General features: G+C 46.7%; 24 protein-coding genes. 5 read left to right on the top strand and 19 right to left on the bottom strand.

Annotation, left to right across the window (positions count from 1 at the left end):
• Nucleotides 1–85 precede the first annotated feature (85 nt).
• The 3 genes from SPB21_RS35620 to SPB21_RS35610 all read right to left on the bottom strand — a co-directional run bounded on the left by SPB21_RS35620 (nucleotide 86) and on the right by SPB21_RS35610 (nucleotide 2,571).
• Nucleotides 86–403, bottom strand: coding sequence for a hypothetical protein (locus tag SPB21_RS35620; RefSeq protein WP_499869793.1), 318 nt, complete (start codon nucleotides 401–403; stop codon nucleotides 86–88).
• Between the two features lie 459 nt (nucleotides 404–862).
• Entirely contained in the window at nucleotides 863–2,221 is a 1,359-nt protein-coding gene (locus tag SPB21_RS35615; RefSeq protein ID WP_499869791.1) for a hypothetical protein, read from the bottom strand.
• A 161-nt stretch (nucleotides 2,222–2,382) separates the two neighbouring features.
• Nucleotides 2,383–2,571 (bottom strand): hypothetical protein, encoded by a 189-nt coding sequence (locus tag SPB21_RS35610; protein WP_499869789.1) that lies wholly within the window; start codon nucleotides 2,569–2,571, stop codon nucleotides 2,383–2,385.
• An 82-nt stretch (nucleotides 2,572–2,653) separates the two neighbouring features.
• On the opposite strand from SPB21_RS35610, the gene SPB21_RS35605 reads away from it, so the two are divergent.
• The gene (locus tag SPB21_RS35605; protein ID WP_499869787.1) at nucleotides 2,654–2,869 is read left to right on the top strand and encodes a hypothetical protein; all 216 of its coding nucleotides are present in this window, start codon (nucleotides 2,654–2,656) and stop codon (nucleotides 2,867–2,869) included.
• Nucleotides 2,870–3,411: 542 nt separating this feature from the next.
• Here the strand turns inward: SPB21_RS35605 and SPB21_RS35600 are convergent.
• The 3 genes from SPB21_RS35600 to SPB21_RS35590 all read right to left on the bottom strand — a co-directional run bounded on the left by SPB21_RS35600 (nucleotide 3,412) and on the right by SPB21_RS35590 (nucleotide 4,991).
• Nucleotides 3,412–4,080 carry a hypothetical protein gene (locus tag SPB21_RS35600; RefSeq protein WP_499869786.1) on the bottom strand — a complete coding sequence of 223 codons (669 nt, stop codon included), beginning with the start codon at nucleotides 4,078–4,080 and terminating at the stop codon, nucleotides 3,412–3,414.
• Nucleotides 4,081–4,187: 107 nt separating this feature from the next.
• Nucleotides 4,188–4,796 carry a LexA family protein gene (locus tag SPB21_RS35595; protein ID WP_499869785.1) on the bottom strand — a complete coding sequence of 203 codons (609 nt, stop codon included), beginning with the start codon at nucleotides 4,794–4,796 and terminating at the stop codon, nucleotides 4,188–4,190.
• A gap of 3 nt (nucleotides 4,797–4,799) precedes the next feature.
• Nucleotides 4,800–4,991 carry a hypothetical protein gene (locus SPB21_RS35590; RefSeq protein WP_499869783.1) on the bottom strand — a complete coding sequence of 64 codons (192 nt, stop codon included), beginning with the start codon at nucleotides 4,989–4,991 and terminating at the stop codon, nucleotides 4,800–4,802.
• 336 nt (nucleotides 4,992–5,327) lie between these two features.
• Here SPB21_RS35590 and SPB21_RS35585 point away from each other — a divergent pair, with 336 nt between their 5' ends.
• Complete coding sequence (locus tag SPB21_RS35585; RefSeq protein ID WP_499869781.1) at nucleotides 5,328–5,843, top strand: hypothetical protein; 516 nt, start codon at nucleotides 5,328–5,330, stop codon at nucleotides 5,841–5,843.
• Nucleotides 5,844–6,248: 405 nt separating this feature from the next.
• Here SPB21_RS35585 and SPB21_RS35580 read toward each other — a convergent pair whose 3' ends face one another.
• The 11 genes from SPB21_RS35580 to SPB21_RS35530 form a co-directional block, all read right to left on the bottom strand.
• On the bottom strand, nucleotides 6,249–6,674 hold the full coding sequence (locus tag SPB21_RS35580) for a hypothetical protein (protein ID WP_499869780.1): 426 nt from the start codon (nucleotides 6,672–6,674) through the stop codon (nucleotides 6,249–6,251).
• Nucleotides 6,675–6,925: 251 nt separating this feature from the next.
• Nucleotides 6,926–7,306, bottom strand: coding sequence for a hypothetical protein (locus tag SPB21_RS35575; RefSeq protein ID WP_499869778.1), 381 nt, complete (start codon nucleotides 7,304–7,306; stop codon nucleotides 6,926–6,928).
• Nucleotides 7,269–7,766 (bottom strand): hypothetical protein, encoded by a 498-nt coding sequence (locus tag SPB21_RS35570; protein WP_499869776.1) that lies wholly within the window; start codon nucleotides 7,764–7,766, stop codon nucleotides 7,269–7,271. The genes SPB21_RS35575 and SPB21_RS35570 overlap by 38 nt, the downstream gene beginning before the upstream one ends.
• A 91-nt stretch (nucleotides 7,767–7,857) precedes the next feature.
• Nucleotides 7,858–8,430, bottom strand: a complete 573-nt coding sequence (locus tag SPB21_RS35565) for a hypothetical protein (protein WP_499869774.1) — start codon at nucleotides 8,428–8,430, stop codon at nucleotides 7,858–7,860.
• Between the two features lie 447 nt (nucleotides 8,431–8,877).
• Entirely contained in the window at nucleotides 8,878–9,147 is a 270-nt protein-coding gene (locus SPB21_RS35560; protein ID WP_499869772.1) for a hypothetical protein, read from the bottom strand.
• Nucleotides 9,134–9,739 (bottom strand): ParA family protein, encoded by a 606-nt coding sequence (locus SPB21_RS35555; RefSeq protein ID WP_499869770.1) that lies wholly within the window; start codon nucleotides 9,737–9,739, stop codon nucleotides 9,134–9,136. Before SPB21_RS35555 ends, SPB21_RS35560 begins: the two co-directional genes overlap by 14 nt.
• A 396-nt stretch (nucleotides 9,740–10,135) precedes the next feature.
• Nucleotides 10,136–11,611 carry a hypothetical protein gene (locus SPB21_RS35550; RefSeq protein ID WP_499869768.1) on the bottom strand — a complete coding sequence of 492 codons (1,476 nt, stop codon included), beginning with the start codon at nucleotides 11,609–11,611 and terminating at the stop codon, nucleotides 10,136–10,138.
• Nucleotides 11,612–11,808: 197 nt separating this feature from the next.
• The gene (locus SPB21_RS35545; RefSeq protein ID WP_499869766.1) at nucleotides 11,809–12,060 is read right to left on the bottom strand and encodes a hypothetical protein; all 252 of its coding nucleotides are present in this window, start codon (nucleotides 12,058–12,060) and stop codon (nucleotides 11,809–11,811) included.
• 638 nt (nucleotides 12,061–12,698) lie between these two features.
• A complete protein-coding gene (locus tag SPB21_RS35540; protein ID WP_499869764.1) occupies nucleotides 12,699–13,097 on the bottom strand; it encodes a tyrosine-type recombinase/integrase in 399 nt (132 codons plus the stop codon).
• A gap of 83 nt (nucleotides 13,098–13,180) precedes the next feature.
• Nucleotides 13,181–13,465, bottom strand: coding sequence for a hypothetical protein (locus SPB21_RS35535; RefSeq protein WP_499869762.1), 285 nt, complete (start codon nucleotides 13,463–13,465; stop codon nucleotides 13,181–13,183).
• A 321-nt stretch (nucleotides 13,466–13,786) separates the two neighbouring features.
• Nucleotides 13,787–14,356, bottom strand: a complete 570-nt coding sequence (locus SPB21_RS35530; protein ID WP_499869760.1) for a tyrosine-type recombinase/integrase — start codon at nucleotides 14,354–14,356, stop codon at nucleotides 13,787–13,789.
• Between the two features lie 243 nt (nucleotides 14,357–14,599).
• Between SPB21_RS35530 and SPB21_RS35525 the strand changes: the two genes are divergently transcribed.
• On the top strand, nucleotides 14,600–14,839 hold the full coding sequence (locus tag SPB21_RS35525) for a hypothetical protein (RefSeq protein WP_499869758.1): 240 nt from the start codon (nucleotides 14,600–14,602) through the stop codon (nucleotides 14,837–14,839).
• Nucleotides 14,840–15,295: 456 nt separating this feature from the next.
• Here the strand turns inward: SPB21_RS35525 and SPB21_RS35520 are convergent, their stop codons facing one another.
• Nucleotides 15,296–15,703: a hypothetical protein gene (locus SPB21_RS35520; RefSeq protein ID WP_499869756.1), complete on the bottom strand. Its 408-nt coding sequence runs from the start codon at nucleotides 15,701–15,703 to the stop codon at nucleotides 15,296–15,298.
• A gap of 319 nt (nucleotides 15,704–16,022) precedes the next feature.
• Here SPB21_RS35520 and SPB21_RS35515 point away from each other — a divergent pair, with 319 nt between their 5' ends.
• Together SPB21_RS35515 and SPB21_RS35510 are read left to right on the top strand one after the other, a co-directional pair.
• The gene (locus SPB21_RS35515) at nucleotides 16,023–16,409 is read left to right on the top strand and encodes a PadR family transcriptional regulator (protein ID WP_499869754.1); all 387 of its coding nucleotides are present in this window, start codon (nucleotides 16,023–16,025) and stop codon (nucleotides 16,407–16,409) included.
• A 47-nt stretch (nucleotides 16,410–16,456) separates the two neighbouring features.
• Complete coding sequence (locus SPB21_RS35510) at nucleotides 16,457–16,681, top strand: hypothetical protein (RefSeq protein WP_499869752.1); 225 nt, start codon at nucleotides 16,457–16,459, stop codon at nucleotides 16,679–16,681.
• A 20-nt stretch (nucleotides 16,682–16,701) separates the two neighbouring features.
• Here the strand turns inward: SPB21_RS35510 and SPB21_RS35505 are convergent, their stop codons facing one another.
• Nucleotides 16,702–17,265: a thermonuclease family protein gene (locus tag SPB21_RS35505; protein ID WP_499869750.1), complete on the bottom strand. Its 564-nt coding sequence runs from the start codon at nucleotides 17,263–17,265 to the stop codon at nucleotides 16,702–16,704.
• Between the last annotated feature and the right edge of the window lie 28 nt (nucleotides 17,266–17,293).

Raw genomic sequence — 17,293 nt, 5'->3', positions numbered from 1 at the left:
GGGCAACAGACTTTATAAGGCACCCTGCCGTAACAACAACAATGTGCAATGCAACAACTAGAGCTAACGCCCAAGCCTGAAATACTCAACGCCTGCCCGTGGGCACGCCCACACCGTGACGGTGTCGCCTGCGGCGTAGTGCTCGCTGTACCCGCACCGCTGCCCTACGGGCTGGCGACGTGGCTACGCGCGGAGGGGTGGCAATGTAAAGCGGTGGCCAGCGACCGGGGGCAGTATGCGGCACTGCTGGTGGGTGGCTGCGCTGTAGAGCTGCTGGGGTGGGTGCCCAGACCGGAGAGCCACGGAAGTCTAACAGCGGGGAATTATTTGCCCTGGTAGCCGCTAGAGGTGGGAGAGGCCACAGCCGAGACCCGCCCGAGCACCGAGCGCCACGCAGCCACATGGAACCGCACCAGCGTGGGGACCCGTTGTCAAGGGCGTAGCGGATGCGGAGAGCGCAGCGTCCCTTGATCAATGGGCGCGGTGCGGTAGCCTATTCGGCAGTGGCGTAGGAGGGTCGCAGGGCGGCAAATAAAAAAGAGCCCAACGACACTAATGGTGCGGAGAGCGGAGCGGACGCACAGACAAACAGGGGGGCAACCACTCAATGTCTTGGCCGTGGCCCACTAGCGAGGGACGAGCGAAACTGAGACGTGCCGGTGTGAGTACACCGGCACAACAGCTTTTTTATAAGCCGTTAAACAAAGACGATGTAGTAGCCCGTGGAGTACCACCGGCTACGGTTTTGGGGTGTTGGTTATGCTTTCAAAGCTAATTCTGTTTGAACGATTTCACGGTAACTATTTTTTGCCGACCTGCTATCAGGATTCTGTCTTCGTTAAAGTTCAGTCACCTACAAAGTCTATATCTCTCCATCTACCTGTAAATCAAGTTGTGTGTCAATCTCATCGAAACCGTATTGAACTCCTTCTAAAGGATTAGGAATATCTTCGAGAATCTGCACCCTGTCACAATGCTTGAGAAAAAAATACAGTGAAGAATCTATTACTTTCAGTATTTTACCGCCTCTATCATAATCAACAAAAGGTGGTTGAATGCGTTTAGTTATCTGATGACGGGTTATGCCGTGTAAAAATTGGCCAAGATCACTTGACCGCACATCACTAGGCCTGTGATGAATCTTTCTGATTTCTTCTAAAAGTTTGACTCGAGATAAACCATTATGTATTTCATCAAAATCATGGCTTAAAAGAAGCTTTATGAAATAGTAAGGATATGCGAGAGATGGCTTTCCGCTTTGAGTACTTATTCTAACCCTGACATCCACAAAAGATTCGAAGTTACGAATGTGCCTTACACCATATTCTTGTGCTTTCTTCTGTGTTGCAGCGTCCACATGTTGATTAGTAATCGAGATAGAGGCCTCTGATGTAATTTCTAATCCAGCCTCAAGGCAGCACAGCTTACAAATTTCCTGTACCACACCAACGCTATCAAATGACTCATCTATAATCTTGTGTTTAACACCTGAAAAGTCAGCATTAAGAAGATTCTCACCTTTCTCAATAACCCTCAAAAAATCATCCTGAGACCATGGTTCAACAGGTACTTCAGTAACTCGATCCAATAAGTCACCGTTGAACTGAACTAATCGGTTAGCCTCACGCCAGATGCCTAAAATGACGAATATGAAGCCGTAATCCTGAAATATTCTTAAATCGTACGCCAAGGTTTCTTGGACGCTATTAGGAAGATAGTGAAAGTTTTCTAGGACAATGAATTTATTAAATTTTTCTGCGTTCAATAACTCCGAAACATCTTGAGCCAATTCAAGATTATACTCAACATAATTTATATTCTGTCCCCTGGTTTGTTCAGTTTGACTAGATATTTCAGGTTCAATCCCTGTCTCACCAATGAAGGGAACCTTTACTTTAAAGCTTCCACCAACTTTCAAGCTTTTCTCAGTACTTGACTCAACTGTTGCCGACTCAATGAAGGAAACGCCTAATTGTCGGATCACAGACTTGTATATATCAACCGCTGTTGTTTGAGGCGAACACTCAACCTTGACATACTGGTTTTCTTCAAGATGTCTTAAGATAAGCGATGTCTTCCCCTGTTTAGATGAGCCATAAATAATTACTTCATTGCCACTTAAAAGTGCAGCTTTGAATTTTTTATCTACTGCCTCTCGCTCTATGTAAGATTTTATAAGGGTGCTCTTCACTCCAAACACATCACTCGTCTTATGGTGCATTGAAATAATCCTCTGATTTTCTGAAAGCCAATAGAACAGTGATATTTAGGCATGAAGCAGACCTAGACAAATATTAACTAAGGAAGCTCTTCATGCCTAGAGGGTCGTACTTCAAACAATGAGTATCTCATAAGCGGTTTAGTAAAAAACTGGATAAGACACTACACCACACAACTAACACGCACCACCACATCCCGCAACGCAATAAACCGCAGCGCCAGCCCTGGCCACCGCGCCGCCAGCAAACGCCGCTCATCCACCGTCAAAACCTCATACCGTTGCTCAGGCTGCTGACGGTGGCCGACGAGGTCGCCTGGGCATAGCACCAAATGACGACACTGCGATCGCAACTTTCTATGCAGCAGTCAGACCTGATTCTGGGCAGCATGACTGAATAACTCTGACAGACCACTTATTTCAAAGCAAACGACGATGCCAATTAACCCATATGAGCCAGAACTCGCGAAGCGGAGAACGATCCTGACCATTGCAGATCGTCAACTAAAGCAAGCAACGTCGGCCTTCTCAAATATGACCAAAGACAATTCACAGGACAAATTAAATGCAGTGTTGATTGCACTCAAAGACTATCAGGATGCTGCCAAAGGCTTAGCGGAGTGGGTCCAGCAAAAACCTACTAAGCAATAACAGAACAGCTAGCCGTGTCACCCATAGACGTACCTCACTGCTCGACAGCAACAACAGTGACAAATAACAACGTTACCGTTTGTATCAGGGAAGAGATTTTAAAGCACTACAGGAATATGCTGTACACATGAGTTGAAAAGCTCATAGCCGCTATACAAGGAGGTCTAACGATAGATATTTCGATAGAATCATCCGATAGTTCAAAAACAGCACCCAAACACATCACTGATATTTCTTCTTACTTGTACTAGAGAGCCCTGTTTATAGTAGGTTCGCCTGATATACAACAACTCTGAGCAGTCTTGTTTATCTTAGAAGAGTCCCTCAGTCGATTGTTCTGGGTGCTGTTGTAGTTTAAAGCTGTGATCGCAGACACACGCCAAGCAAACTTGATGATTGTATGAGGAGGCGATGGGATTGTCTGGCAAAGGCTCCTACATGAATCTCTTCGGCTTAGAGTGGACTCATAGAAGAACGATTTATTGAATACCACTCTATTCTAAACCGAAGCCTCCATGGACCTCAGCGTCCGTGGGGGCTTCTTATTGGCCTCTCTGTTGACCTGGCAAGGGAAGCACAACATCTAGGTTTTCCAGCACCCACCGGGCAGCAATAGCAATCTGCTCAGGGCTAAAGTAATCGCTCTCATAGGCGGCGTTCATTTCCCCATCGCTGAACAGATTGCCATCATCGGCGTATTTTCCCAAGTGATAGACCAACTGAAATAATTCATCAGGGGTAGGATTAGCCAGATAATCACGAATATATGACCGCCAGTAGCGTGCTTCTTCCTCCGCCCGCTGCGCGGCAATTTTATCGGCCATCATCGCTACATAATCCGTATCCAACATATCGAGCCGCTCAATTTTTGGACTATTCAACTCAATCCGTTCACCCCTGGGCAGGTCAGGATTATCGATCCACTCAGCATCGCTAAATACATCTGGGATAGGATCGCGTTGCCGAAACACACAATTGCCGTCACTGCAGTAAGCCATTGTTTTACCACCCTCACGGACATCAAGGCTCCGATTTAGCACGATCACGGTGGGGGTGCCATGGATGGAGTCAACGTAGTGGTTTAGCACCTCGCCTTCTTGGAGAAAGTAATAAAACGGGTGATCGTTTGGCCGTCGGTCTTGCGGCGGCTTGAGAGCGGATTGAACGATGTAAACCTCATCCCCGATGTCAAATTCTTTAATCTTCGACATTGCGATTACGCCTGCTGCCACCCAACACCCCTTAGCTTAAAAGAATTGCGTTGCTTGGTTGCATAGAGTTGCGATCGCAACTTCCTAATCACTCAAGCCGATGGAATTCAGAGATTGCGACGAATAGCGCTTCTAACAATCCCAGAAACGTACACCGCAGCTTCAGAGGATTCAGATATCACGATTGGCTCATGATCTTCATTTTCTGATTTGAGCGTAATCACTTCATCTGCCTGGTGATAACACTTGACCATAACTTCGTCATTCACAGAGACAATCACAATATCGCCATTCTGCGGCGGCTGCAGAGAAGAATCAATCTCTTCCACAATCAACCAATCTCCCGGATGAAGTCCAATGCCGGTCATAGAATCTCCTATAACGGACACGATAAAAGTCTTCTCAGGATTGTCAATCAATGCCTCGTGAAGATTGATTTGGTTATGCGCGATACCTCCGGACGATGGTGACGTTCCACCTAGCTCTGATGGGGCACTTGCGCCCGCTGAAACAGGATAATCATAGTGGTTTACTCTATTTTCCCTGCAGTTGTAGAGAGCATCAATGATGTCTTGTCCATCCTCTCCTGGGACCCAAACATCGTGCAATGCTGCGACAAGAGCATTCCCGAGTGATCTGGGGACACCCACCTTCATTGATTTCTCTCCCCACTTCAGTTTTTTGCCGGAGTTTTCTCTGTAACCACCACTAGGCATGACTTACTCACCGCTAAACATCTGCTCTACTGACTGTTCCATAGCAGCCTCAACGGGTTCAGACACAGGCAAGTCATAGAACTGAGCCCCAAGAATACATAGGACCACAATTGTACGTAAAAAAGAGCCTAGAGCCTGCTCAGACAAGCAAAGCTTCAAACCATGATCGGGCAGCTGATTATTTTTATTACTCATTTGAGTACCCTCAAGAACGTCACTCTTCAAAAATAGTATTTATGTACTAATAAATCTAGAGCTGTATGAAAAAGGTCCTCATATCAAAAGAGAATGTATCTGCGATCGCAATCAAGCTGTCACGCTACAAATCACATTCAAACCCTTATTCCAACGTCCCGATCGCAACCCCACAACCATCCCTTGTGACCCCCATCACCAAACTTCCTCAGCCAATCTCAGAAACCCCTTAAGCAACGTTCAGTTACCCGTCAGACAGCGTTCAGCTACCCCCGGCATTCTTGTAATCAATGAAGCAAGTAAACACACTTCACGAATTCACAAGGAGCTTTAACCATGAAACGCACACTGCTTTCCGCCTTAACTGTTCTCGTTGCTTCCGCTGCGATCGCACCCGTTGCATCCGCCGTCGAGCCCGCTAGCTTCAATATCCAGTCCGCTCGCCTAGAAGAACTCGACAGCCGCAGTAAGAACACTGTCCACAAACTACGCCTTGAGCACCTCAACAATCAGACCAAGGCCATCGAAGATATCCAAGCTGCTCGGCTAGACGAACTTGATGCCCGTACTAAGGCTATCGACAACATTCAGGAAGCTCGCTTAGACGCCCTAGACGCTCGTACCAAAGCCGTTGAAAACATCCAAGAGACTCGCCTAGACGCATTGGATGCCCGCACTAAGAACAGCGTTCACAAGCTACGTCTTGAGCACCTAAATAACCAAACTAAAGCCGTTGAGGACATTCAAGCTGCTCGTTTGGAAGCGTTGGATGCACGTAGTAAAGCAGTCAATAACATCCAGGAAGCTCGTCTGGATGCTCTAGATGCTCGTACTAAGTCCGTAGTCCGCTGAAAGAGCGGGTCCGCTAACAGCGGGGCGTAGTCAGGCTAACCAAGTTTGGGTGCCGAGTGCGTCTCCGTACATCCGTGAAGCTTCATTACCTTTCATGAGGCACCCTTCTCTCTTCTGATTCTCTCTACACACACACTTCAAGCCTCTGCCAATACGGTGGGGGCTTTTTTTTAGGACAAAGCACGCACAATTGTATAAAAGAGAATAGTCAATACTCTTTCTAGCCAAGTGCAGCCCCAACGTCCACAACTTTCAGTAACTGCGAGGATTAGTAAATAGTGCATTGGCTTTGCCCAAGTCAATATCCTTTACTACAGCTCAAAGTCTTGGTATCAGAAGTATTCTCGGATTGTAAGAGCCTTGCGTACTCTTATCCTCAAAAAAAGGGGCCGAAGCCCCACGCTGCTAGTCAGCAGACGGCGGATGAACCACCACCCGAACACGCCCACCCCGCTGGCCGCCAGACAACCGAATGGAACCCTGAGGCACAGTGACCGGAACCGAAACCATAAAGCGGCTAGGCCCACTGGACACTGACCGAACCAGAACCGAGTAACCCACAACCGCCGCCCAACGCTGAGCGAAAAAGCTAGGCAAAAAGCCAAACCAGCACTCGGCCACGTAGCCGGTAAACGAGCGCTCAGACTCGCGCCAGCAGCACTCGACCGCGCCAAACTCAGCGGCTAAACCAGACACAAACTCAAACGGAACAGAACGCATAACGCTAAACCAACGCAACGCGCTCCATTCACCCAATGCTTTGCATTGCGATCGCTGACTCATGTCAAGCGCACTGACAGACGGAGTACGATTGCGATCGCAACGTTCCAACGCCTTGTTAACGGAGGCTGGCAGCTTGGCTTGAACAGCGCGATGACGGGTAACCTGGAGCGGCTGTGGTGGTGGTAAATCTGTTGGGTGAGCGCAGGCCTGAGAATGAGGGCAACCAGCAAAAAGCCCCAGCGATGGCCAGGGCCAAGTTGGTACTATCCATTCAGCCTAAAGTATTCCCTTCAACTGTAATAGTTAAGTAGACCACTGCTTAACCAATTAATCGCTTAATCGGCTAACTAGTTAAGCGATTACCAAGGCAACCACTTACGGGTCTGCTTAGACTGTTCGCGCACCACAGCATTAATTTGATCGTTCACCTCATCCTGAGACTCACCGCCAATGGTGCCTTCCATGCGCTCCAGCTCATAGGCCGATAGCGTTTCATTCACCATGTATGCCTGCTGAACCTCATGAGGAAGTGTTTCCCGTCGATTTGGCCTACTCCCGGTTTCCTTATAAAGCTCGCCAACGGTACAGCCAAACAGCTCGCTCGTTTCTGTCACCACTGCTCGCACGTAGGCTTCATCGTCACCGCCATTTGCTTGGATGGTGTCAGTAAATCGCCTAAAAACCGTCGCTCCATTAACCCGCTTACGCTGCGGCGCTAACTCCTGGGATTGCTCCCACAAGTCCAGTTGTGACTCCGATGGTTCGATCCGCTCCTTCTCGTTCTTCCAGAAGTCTAAAAAACCCATCTGCACCTGCTCTCTCTTGAACGTCAAAGTCCTTATTGAATATGTCTTCCAGGCCAGTTTTAATAATCTCAACAGCCTCGGGATACATTAGGAACTCATCAAAGATTTGATGACGATATTCATAATCCCAACGCTCAGGCCGAAAGGCGAAGGTCTTAGTGAGTAACATCCAAGAATCTAAGCAGCCTGCATAGGCAAACATGGCTTGAAACTTGCACAGTGCTTTGATCCAGGTTTTCTTATACCGGCGATCGCCAAAGGTCTTCATTTCCTGGTCAAACTGCTCAGGTAGAAGGACAACGCCATTCCACTCATTGAGAATATTCCAGGTACGTCTGACCCGCTTTTTTAGCTCTGGCAGTTTCATCGTGATCGATGCTGTGGTGTTACCCATAGATTACCTCGCTCTTAGCTTCCTGAGGTAGTGAATTGGCGGCATTCGTTGGGAGTTGTAACCTGCTCGGCTAGACAACTCCCAACTTTTTTTACTGGCCACCGCCCATACGTCGCTCTCTGAGCATGTTGGTAGTTTGCAATTCTGCCTGTAACTCCGCCTGATGCAGCACAATCGCTCGCTTCTGACCTCGGGCCGTCGCTGCTCGCAACTCCGTCTCGGATAGATTGACCTCTGCCGTATTCACCTGATCGATCATGGCTTCCAGATTGGCTAGCTGCTCCGCAACGGATAGTTCTAATGCGGTGGTCTGGGTTTGTCGTAGGGCAAGAACGCTACCAACCTCCTCGGGAACTAGCTCGCCTTCAATCACGCCAGCGCTGCCCCATTCGTGAGAGTAGCGTTCTTTGGCATCAGTTACCCAGGATTTGCGATCGCAAAGTTTCACCTCAGCGAATTCGTTAAACAGCGTTCGGGCCAGCTCGGTATAGCCACCCCCATCCTTTAGTAATTCAGCCGGAGCCACCTTAACCAACCACTCAAACCAACGCGTCCGCACAGTTGACTCAGCCACATTGTGCGTTTGTGCGACTTCCTGTGCGGAATAACGTGCTGCAGCGTGCGCCTGCATGTCCGCCAGGGTGCGCGAATCTGTGCTATTCATAAGTTAAATCCTTTGATTACAAGGGTTTCAGAGTGTGAGCCAACTGCACGCCTACTGTGCTTGACCGTGCGAATAGGTGTGCGGCTCACGCACAAATAGTACATCAATATTGCTTAATCAATTATCCACTTAACTGATTAAGCGCTTAATCAAAAAACAAAACCCTTTGAATTCAAAGGGTTTTAAGCTTTTATATATTTGAAAATACTTTCTGCTTAATCGGTTAATCGCTTAAGCAACAGGTTCAAATTAAGGTTTGATAGCTCTGACAGTCTGTGCGATCGCATGCACGATTCCCCTACGCAGATGTGCAGCCACCTGAACGCATCGGCCTCGTAATATATAGCTTCTTTCCGCTTAACTGCTTAAGCGGATACTCACATAAAGCCCTTGCAGCTACTGAAATAGTTAATCAGAAACCCGTTATTTGATTAAGCGATTAAGCAATTAATCGGCTACCCATTTTTCTAATAGCTCAGTAATCAAGTCGCTGAAGTCGCCTTCATGTCTGACCAACTTGATCTTGACATCCTCATTCAAGGTTTTAGGAATATAGGCCCCCACCTGAATGTAATTAGGGTCTGAACGCTTGCCCGTCTTCTTACGTTTCCGCTGGGCCGGAGGTTCTTCAACTTTTTTCGTCTCTGGCTCCTGGTCTAACGAATCAGCCAGGTTGCTAAACATATCGAACGTGTCTTTCTTCTTAGTCTTCGCCATAGGTCTCCTCCAGCTCTTTAGCTAGTGCTTGATATTCACCCCAGGCAATGCGACCAAATCGATCACCCGATTCATAGACGGGCACTCCTTGCAAAGCAGCTTTTTCATAGGCAGTTAACCGCCTGATTTGCTGCTTAGCTACAGGTACCTTCAAACGCTCAAGCGTAGCCCTAGCCGCATCTGCCGTAGCCTTTTTGCGGCTATCTACCATCGTAAGCAGCACTGCATAATCGCTTAACTGCTTAAGCATTTTAACGGTTCCTAGCAAAGCTTCAAGGGCCAGGGCATCCGGAGTGGTGGGCAATAGCAGCAGGTCACAGCCAGATGCTAACTCCTCAAGCTGACTGTGATCGGGGTGAGCTTCGGTATCAATAATGATGTGCTCTTTCTTCCGGGACGCTTTGGCGGCCCCCATCAAATCACAAACAGCAAACGGTAAATTTCCTCGCTTACTCCAGTTAAGACTTGAGCGGTTGGGGTCGCCATCGACGAGTAAGGTATTTGGCGACATCTGAGCAAAGTAACAGGCTAGATGAACGGCAGTGGTGGTTTTTCCCACCCCACCCTTAAATCCAGCAATGGTAATGATCATCTGCGTATTGATTAACTGCTTAAGCGATTAGTCAATGGAACGATAGCAGACAACGTTGATATATGAGTGTTTTTTGAATGCGGGGTCGCTGATGGGGTGGAGTTGCGATCGCAAAATCAGAATAGTACTCTCACATAACCGAATTAAACCGTATCCACGGTACTAGGACCAGCGGGGGCATCCACGCAGAAAGTTGCGGTTTTGAATGTCTGGACATGAATTGGATTAAATCGCTCGCTGGTTATGGTTTGAAACCCTTGATTTTTGGTTCAGTAGTTACTGTGAAGCTCTCTCAAACTGTAGGATTAGTTGCTCTACACAGCAAACCATCATGAAAATAGGATGTGTTGAAACCTATGCTATGAAAGCATTTCAAGTAAAACCGTATAATCCTGTTCAAATGCCTCCGCTGGTCCTACTATCACTATGCTGTTGTAGATAATGACGCAATCGCTGAGAATAAATGCTTTTCATAGGGGCGCTTCTGGCTGTTTTCAATTCTGAAAATGCCGACTCAAACAGTCGCGCATCAACAAAGGCCTCGACAGACCTAAATAAATTACTCAAATATTCTGAATCGGATGACAACTCTGTCAGATTCTGACCATGCAAACGAGACAAGAGAACATCTAAAAATCGCTGTATGCTTTGAGCGCGGACTTCCTTAACAAGAATATTTAAGCGAGTTATACGGCTTAATCTCGCTTGAGTAATACCTAAATCACTAGCAATTTGCCGTTGAGGTAAATCATCATGATAAACCATCTTCAAAATAGAAGGTATCTTTGATGCAAATTCAGCATACTTACCTCCTTGCATTTTAAGGACACGGTCATGAATCGCTCTTTCTATTCCCCAATCCAGACACTCAACCAACTGCTGCTCGAAAAACTCAACTAACTCCTGCTGCTCTATTTTTTCAAGCGCATTGATTGAATTTGGATCAGAAAACTCTCTTTGAATACCTGAATTCTGATCAGTTAAAGATTCTGCCTGAGGCATGCCACTATTACGCCAGATGGCATACTGGCGTAATACCTGAGCTAATCGCTTGAGTTCTGTGTTCAGTTGCTCCGGTAAGTCAACGTTGATGCCCATGCCCTGCAAATATTGTTGCATCTCTTGGAGCTGCGCTATGGAAGGGGCAGGACTACTTCGTAAATGAGTCTGTTGTTGCTGGCGTCGATCTCGACGGTAGACAGCGTGAAACGCTCTCATCAGGTCGCGCTCGCGTGGGGCAAGGTTTTCCAGTTGACTGGATCCAGCACGATTCAGAAGAGCCCAATCGCTGAGTTTATAATATCCTTGCTTTACCAAAAAGTCCTGCAGATCTGGATTTTGACGGACTAGGAGATGTACCCAATTATCTAAACTGGATACCCGTTTCCCTTGTGGATTGAACTTGCGTAATACTTCAACGGTGAACAGTTTATAAGTAGATGGCTCAAGCTCACCATTGTGATTGACGATTAATTGTTTTTTCCGGTCAGCGTCTAGAACGATTTGCAGCTCACCGTCATCATTGAGCACGTAGGGGAGTAAATCTCGATAGGTAAATTGCCCGGAAAAAGAAAACTTACTTGCTAATATTTTGCAAGCCCTCAAGATGTTGTAAGTAATATAAGATCGAAGACATAGCCCCGCTCTGATACTAGTCCCAACATCTCCATTCAGGAACTTTAAATGAAGCGTAGTTTGAACGTCACGATGCTTCTGAAATGAGAGCTGAGGTTGCTTAGGCAAATCAATGAGTTCAGAGAATTCCGCATAAAAGAATTCTGATGCCAGAGGTAAAAACTGTTTTTTGTAACCGAGTCCTTCATCACCAGGATCAATCCTCAGTATTTCCCAATATTTTGATAGAGGTCCCATGGCTACCTCGTAGCTAAATTTTCAGCAACGAGACACAACCAAACTCCATGGAGCCCTGTGATTTCAGCATCCACAATACCTAAAGAGAGGCTTAAGATCGCCCACGTACCAAGATTAGAAATATCAGACCAGTCGATCTCAAGCCCCCCCCTTAAGACATGTGGAAAATGATTATCCCCCTGCAATCAGTAGTTAATCTACACAAGACTTGTTAACTGAGGCTTCGGACTGTCTCTCAACAGACTTGCAGGAACATAACTGTCTGACTGTGGAGAAGATGTTTTCTGTTGCTGATTATGTCTACCAACCAAGAGTCCCATGAAAGAGAAAAACAAAGTCAACAGGGCAATGAATGCTTTTTCAGAAAAACGAAAATTCACATCAAAATCTGCCCCAGGTTGAGGCTTGTCATACTCGGATGACTTCACATTTTGCTTGTAATCTGCCATAATGCTATTAGACGAAAAAACAATTTGTCGTGTCCTGACTGCAACTCAGAATGCGACGTAAGGTCAAGTTAATGTGGCCTCCAAAAGGGCTAAGCGAGCTGGTTACTCGCTTAGCCCTTTTAGTATGTTCAGATTCTAACAGAATTTTTTTGTATGGCAAATGCCTTTGGAAGAATTATCCCCCAAAGGTATCACGAACCCCTGACAAGGGCTCCAAAATTATTTACTTAGCTGAGCTCGATATTACCTATGGCAACCTTGGTACACATACCCGAAAATGACTCCTATACCCAAATTCCAAGTAGGTAACGTTCATAGGCAGCTACCTCGTACACGTAGCAATCTGTACTAGCTTCACAATGTTCTAGAAAATCGAACATTTAAGCAAATACGAAAAAGACACATAGAACCTGGTAACCGCTCAATCCATATATAGGTGCACGCAGCTTGAGGTGATTCAGTTTATCCAAACCATCGACCAAAGAAAAAAGTCTAATGTCATTGAATATTCGAAACCACATCAAATTTGCAATACACGCATGCATTTTATATATAGGTGTACAGAACTTGAGGTGATTCAGTTATATGGTCTTACTGCTATCCATAGAAAAGCCAGGAGCCCAGAGCGCCAAGCCCTATCACCCTGCAAAGAAATTTAACAACGCATTCTCCGCCGCCCGCTGCTCCAGATTCAGATAACAGGTCAACGACGCCAAACTCGCATGGCCCGTAATCTCCATAATCTGTCGCAGGGGAATCTGCGCATCATATAAATGAGTCGCCAACGACCGCCGAAACGTATGGGTACTCACCCCCTGAATGCCCAGGCCATCACAGGCTTTGCGTAACGCTTTATCCACCGCCCGAGCACTAGTATGCTGCCGTGGAGGCAGTTCACCCACTAAGTCAAAGTGCTGACCACCGGTTTGATGTCGTTGAATGCAATAGCGCTTGACCGTCGCACGAGTCCACTTTGCTGCTGGGAAAAGATAGCCGGTGGGGGGTGGGGTTTGAGTAGTAATGGAACAGAAACGCACGCTAAGGCTGAAACCATTGTTGAACGAGAGGTTATGCAGACAACCCAAATATCTCTTTTAGTTTGCAATAAGTAAAGCTATTACTATCGACTATAAGTAGTTTGGCTGTCATCAAAACCACCAACTCCAGCTTTTGAAAAGTCATTGATAACTAGCTTCGGATGGGTTTCTGAACCAGGCGCAATACCAATGACATAATTTTGATCTGCTTTGAGATCAAAAGACTGACCATTGAAAACATACTTGGTCGTCGGGCTATTGCCATATCGAACAATTTCGCCTGGCTTTAATGTGACTACATCCCTACCTGGATTATCGATGGTGACATTGATGTCAGTGGAGTTTTTGAACTTGTTAGCGTCAGCCATTTTAGAGATTCCTTAAAATTTAAGAGTGCTTGGACAAAAGCATAGGATGGCTCTCATCAAAGAAACTCAGTATAAATCAGTATTTTTTAGAATCTCTCCTTTTTAAGTTGTTATCCCTAAAATATTCGAGATTGCATCTTTCACCTGAGCCGGTGACACTCCCAAATACTTGTGAAGCAATCCTAAGTTAGCGTAGCCTGATATCTCTTGAATGACTCGCAAAGGCACACTTGCATTGCTGAGCCAAGCTTTCAGTAGCCCTAAGGCTTCGCAACCTCAGGCAAGCGACACCTTTATCAGGCCTATATTGGTTCTTGCCGATTAAGTGGACAACGGCGTCCGCTTCCACAACTTCCCAACCGCAGCAGCCACCTTACTCTGCGCCTCCAGGCGAGGAATATCTATATACAGAGTAAGACTATCCAGCGACTTATGCCCCGTCACCTGACGAATACTCTCTAAATCCACACCGGCTCGATAAAGATGCGTCGCCATCGACCGCCGAAAGCTGTGGGACGAGGCCCCCTTAATCCCCAGATAATCACAGGTCTTATCGAGCTGCTTTTGAAACGCCCGTAATGTGATGTGCGTTTTACCACTCCGACCGGGAAAGTAGTAGGCCCCCTTCTGCGGAACCAGCTGCTTCACCACGTCACTCAGCTCTGGATACAAATTAATTTCCTTTGTCGCCTTCGTCTTCGTTTGCTTGATCGAAATCGCCTCGTGAGAGATCGCAGTCACGGGTAGCGCCACAACTTCACCTGCACGAGAAGCGGTTAAGTAACACAGCCGTGAGATCGCACTGTGGGGATAGTCCAGGTTTACGAACACCGCTTGTAACTGGTCCTGCGATAGTACAAGTGCTTTACCGGCGCGATTGGACTTAGCCACAAGTTCGTCTTATCTAAAAACACGAACTCAAGTGTACCCAGTTTTCAAGGGTTTGGGCTGAAACGGCCCAAACTCGTCATTTCTTATTGAGAATCACCATAGTCAAAAATCAACTGTCACATAGGGCTTAGCTCAATGTTCGTAAGCGTTGACATGGTTAACGCTGTTTACAGCTTTTGGGCATAACAAAGAAGCCGATGGTCTATCTGCCATGGGTTAACGCTGTTTACACTGTTTACAACCATGAGCAAGCCCATCGCCGCCGCCCGCATTCCCCATAGTTGGGACGAGCAAATACGTGCGATCGCAACCGAAATGGGTCGTACTCCCAGCGAGGTGGTTAAAGAAGCCATCGGCCAGTACCTAGGAAAAACAACGCCCACAAGCTGTGCCAGTACTAACCGCAGACTCAATAAACTGGAACTTCAGCTCGCCCGACTACAGCGAATGGTATTAGCCAGCGACGTCCGACCCATGGACTAAAGACATTTGGCAAAGGGGTGAGAGTCTACAAAATGTATCGATGATCAAGACTCAAACCCAATAAGTTCAGATAATGCAATGCCGACAACATAACGACCAGCAACCTGAAACGACCGATCACTAAGCCCATACTCCAGGCTTGCTAACAGGCAAGGTGCAAAATGCATACCACTCGAATGTAGCAAGACCCGGTGATTTCAAAGATAAAAGGGAACCTGAGAGGTTTACCTTAGACGGCTACGCTTGGGTGATAGGTGTGGGATGCGATCGCAAAATCCATATTATCCGTGTCTTCCAAGGATCACGAAGAGGGATGGCAAAATCTATGTCCAATGCACCTAGCGCAGTTTCACTGAAACCTAAGGCAAAAACCCCTGAAGCATTTCTCAACCTCAATAAAGCCGTTTGGTTAATCAACCATAGTTTTCAGTATCCACTACAAACGTTAGTCACATATTAGTCATCTCGCTCAATCTCCAAATCAGGTAATTCATCACTATCAACATGCTCCGACGATGCCTGGTGAGGGGGCTTCGGAGCATGGACAGATAAATTTTGCCAGGTAATGGCTAAAACCTCTGCGCTAAAGGCAACCAGGCGTAGCATCGTAATCAACAGGATCCGACGAGGCGGCCCCCCTTGATCTTGAAGCTCTTGCTGGCGCTCTAAAAAGTCCCCCATCATTGCTTCGAGATAATCACGGCTGGGTAAAACTGGACCAAAGGGACAGCGCTGGCGCGCTAATGCATTTTCCTCTTCCGAAGAAGGAAGGACTTCTTCATAATCACGAGAGAACCAACGTTCTACCGCTTTGACTGTTTTACCCAGCAGAAACTCGGCAATGAAGTTGATGATAACTTCCATATATATGTATGCCGTGTGCTAGAGAAACTCGAAAATCGACCGTAATAAAGTCAATTTGCTCAATACGAATTTACCGTACCTTACATACATGATACTTATAAAGCATCAATTAAGCAAGAATGCCTATTTTCCTATAGGCACATCAAACCTTGATAAAAAGGCCTTGATGTTGAACTTCACATCCTTTAAACTGGCAAAAGTCTTACATAGTTGATATCATACTTGTAAGACATCTATATCCAACACTTTGGTGTGAGCGAAGTCCTGGTGGGTATTGTCTATGACAACACCATCAGGTAGATGTTGTTTGGAGAATGTAATGATTAAACGAGAGGACGCTGCAGAACTAGCAGCAGCTGAACAACAAGAACATCCACAGGATGATGTAATCCCCCCCATTTCTGCATTAGAGGAAGATATCCTGACCCTGCTTTTGGGTCAGCCCCTCTATGGATTGCAAATTTGCAAAGCGATTGAAGAAGCTAGTGAAGGAAAACAAACTTTGAAAATTGGTTCACTTTATCCATCTTTGCACCGTTTGGAATCCAAGGGTTTAGTCTTCTCTTATATGCAAAATGAAGACTCAAAAACACGCAAAGGAAACCGACGAAAGTACTACCGAATCAGCGGTAAAGGCTCACGGGCCTTAAATCAAAAGCAAATGACCCGAATGAATCTATCCAAGTGGAGGCCTGCACCTGCTTAACCAGGTACACCTCTGCAAAATTCAATCTCACTTTAGAGGCTGACACCATGCACGAATTACGCAATAACACTCCTGTTTTATGCGAATGTCCAAAATGCGGACGCAAAGCACTCGCACAGATCAGCAGTGAACGTTATGAATGTCTGTGGTGTGATTTTCATAGAGATTTATCGCGTCGCCATAGTATGACATCGACAGGACGTATTGATGGCGGCGCATTTTTCTTTATTTTGATATCTGTCATTGTTGGACTCTTGATTGTTGGTGGGTAAGCGATTTATCGCTTGATCGTCTACTTTCGATGCTCCCATGGTTTCACAGCGTCTGACTTAGCCCCCCATACTCCCACTGACCGCCCCCGCGCGATATTCTCAGCACGGACTAAAATCTCCGGCTGGGGGCAGCTGCCCGAATATCTCTCATAGTGATAGGCCATCCCATCCATTACCATTTGAGAGTTCACATGGATCTCTTCTTCCCCACCAACAGGAACAAACAAATCCGCCACCGTTCGCCCATAGCGGTCCTTCTCAATCGGCACTACAATGATCTGTCCACCTTCACCTTGATCGACCAACACCCGTAAGTGATCACGCGATGTAACGCCCATAGGCTGACCGATTTCAGGAGCGTCAACGCCGCAGAGGCGCAGCTTAATTTCTGCCGTACCATCGGTTACTCGCAGCGTATCGCCATCGTAGATGCTGCCAGGGACTAACCATAAATGCTGACTCAGATGCTTCTCTCTTAGAACGGCATTGGCAAGAACTAACTCAACGGCTTTTACGGTAGCCTCTGGCAAATAATGGGCCACAACACCTAGACCACCAAATCTCAGTACCGCCACTATTGGCATGACTCCCCGCTGCTGCCAAATCCTTAGC

The organism is Leptothoe sp. ISB3NOV94-8A (assembly GCF_043421595.1).
Lineage (GTDB): Bacteria > Cyanobacteriota > Cyanobacteriia > Phormidesmidales > Phormidesmidaceae > Leptothoe > Leptothoe turfae.
Note: the sequence above shows the minus strand (reverse complement) of the source record. Positions and strands in the feature narration are given on the sequence as shown.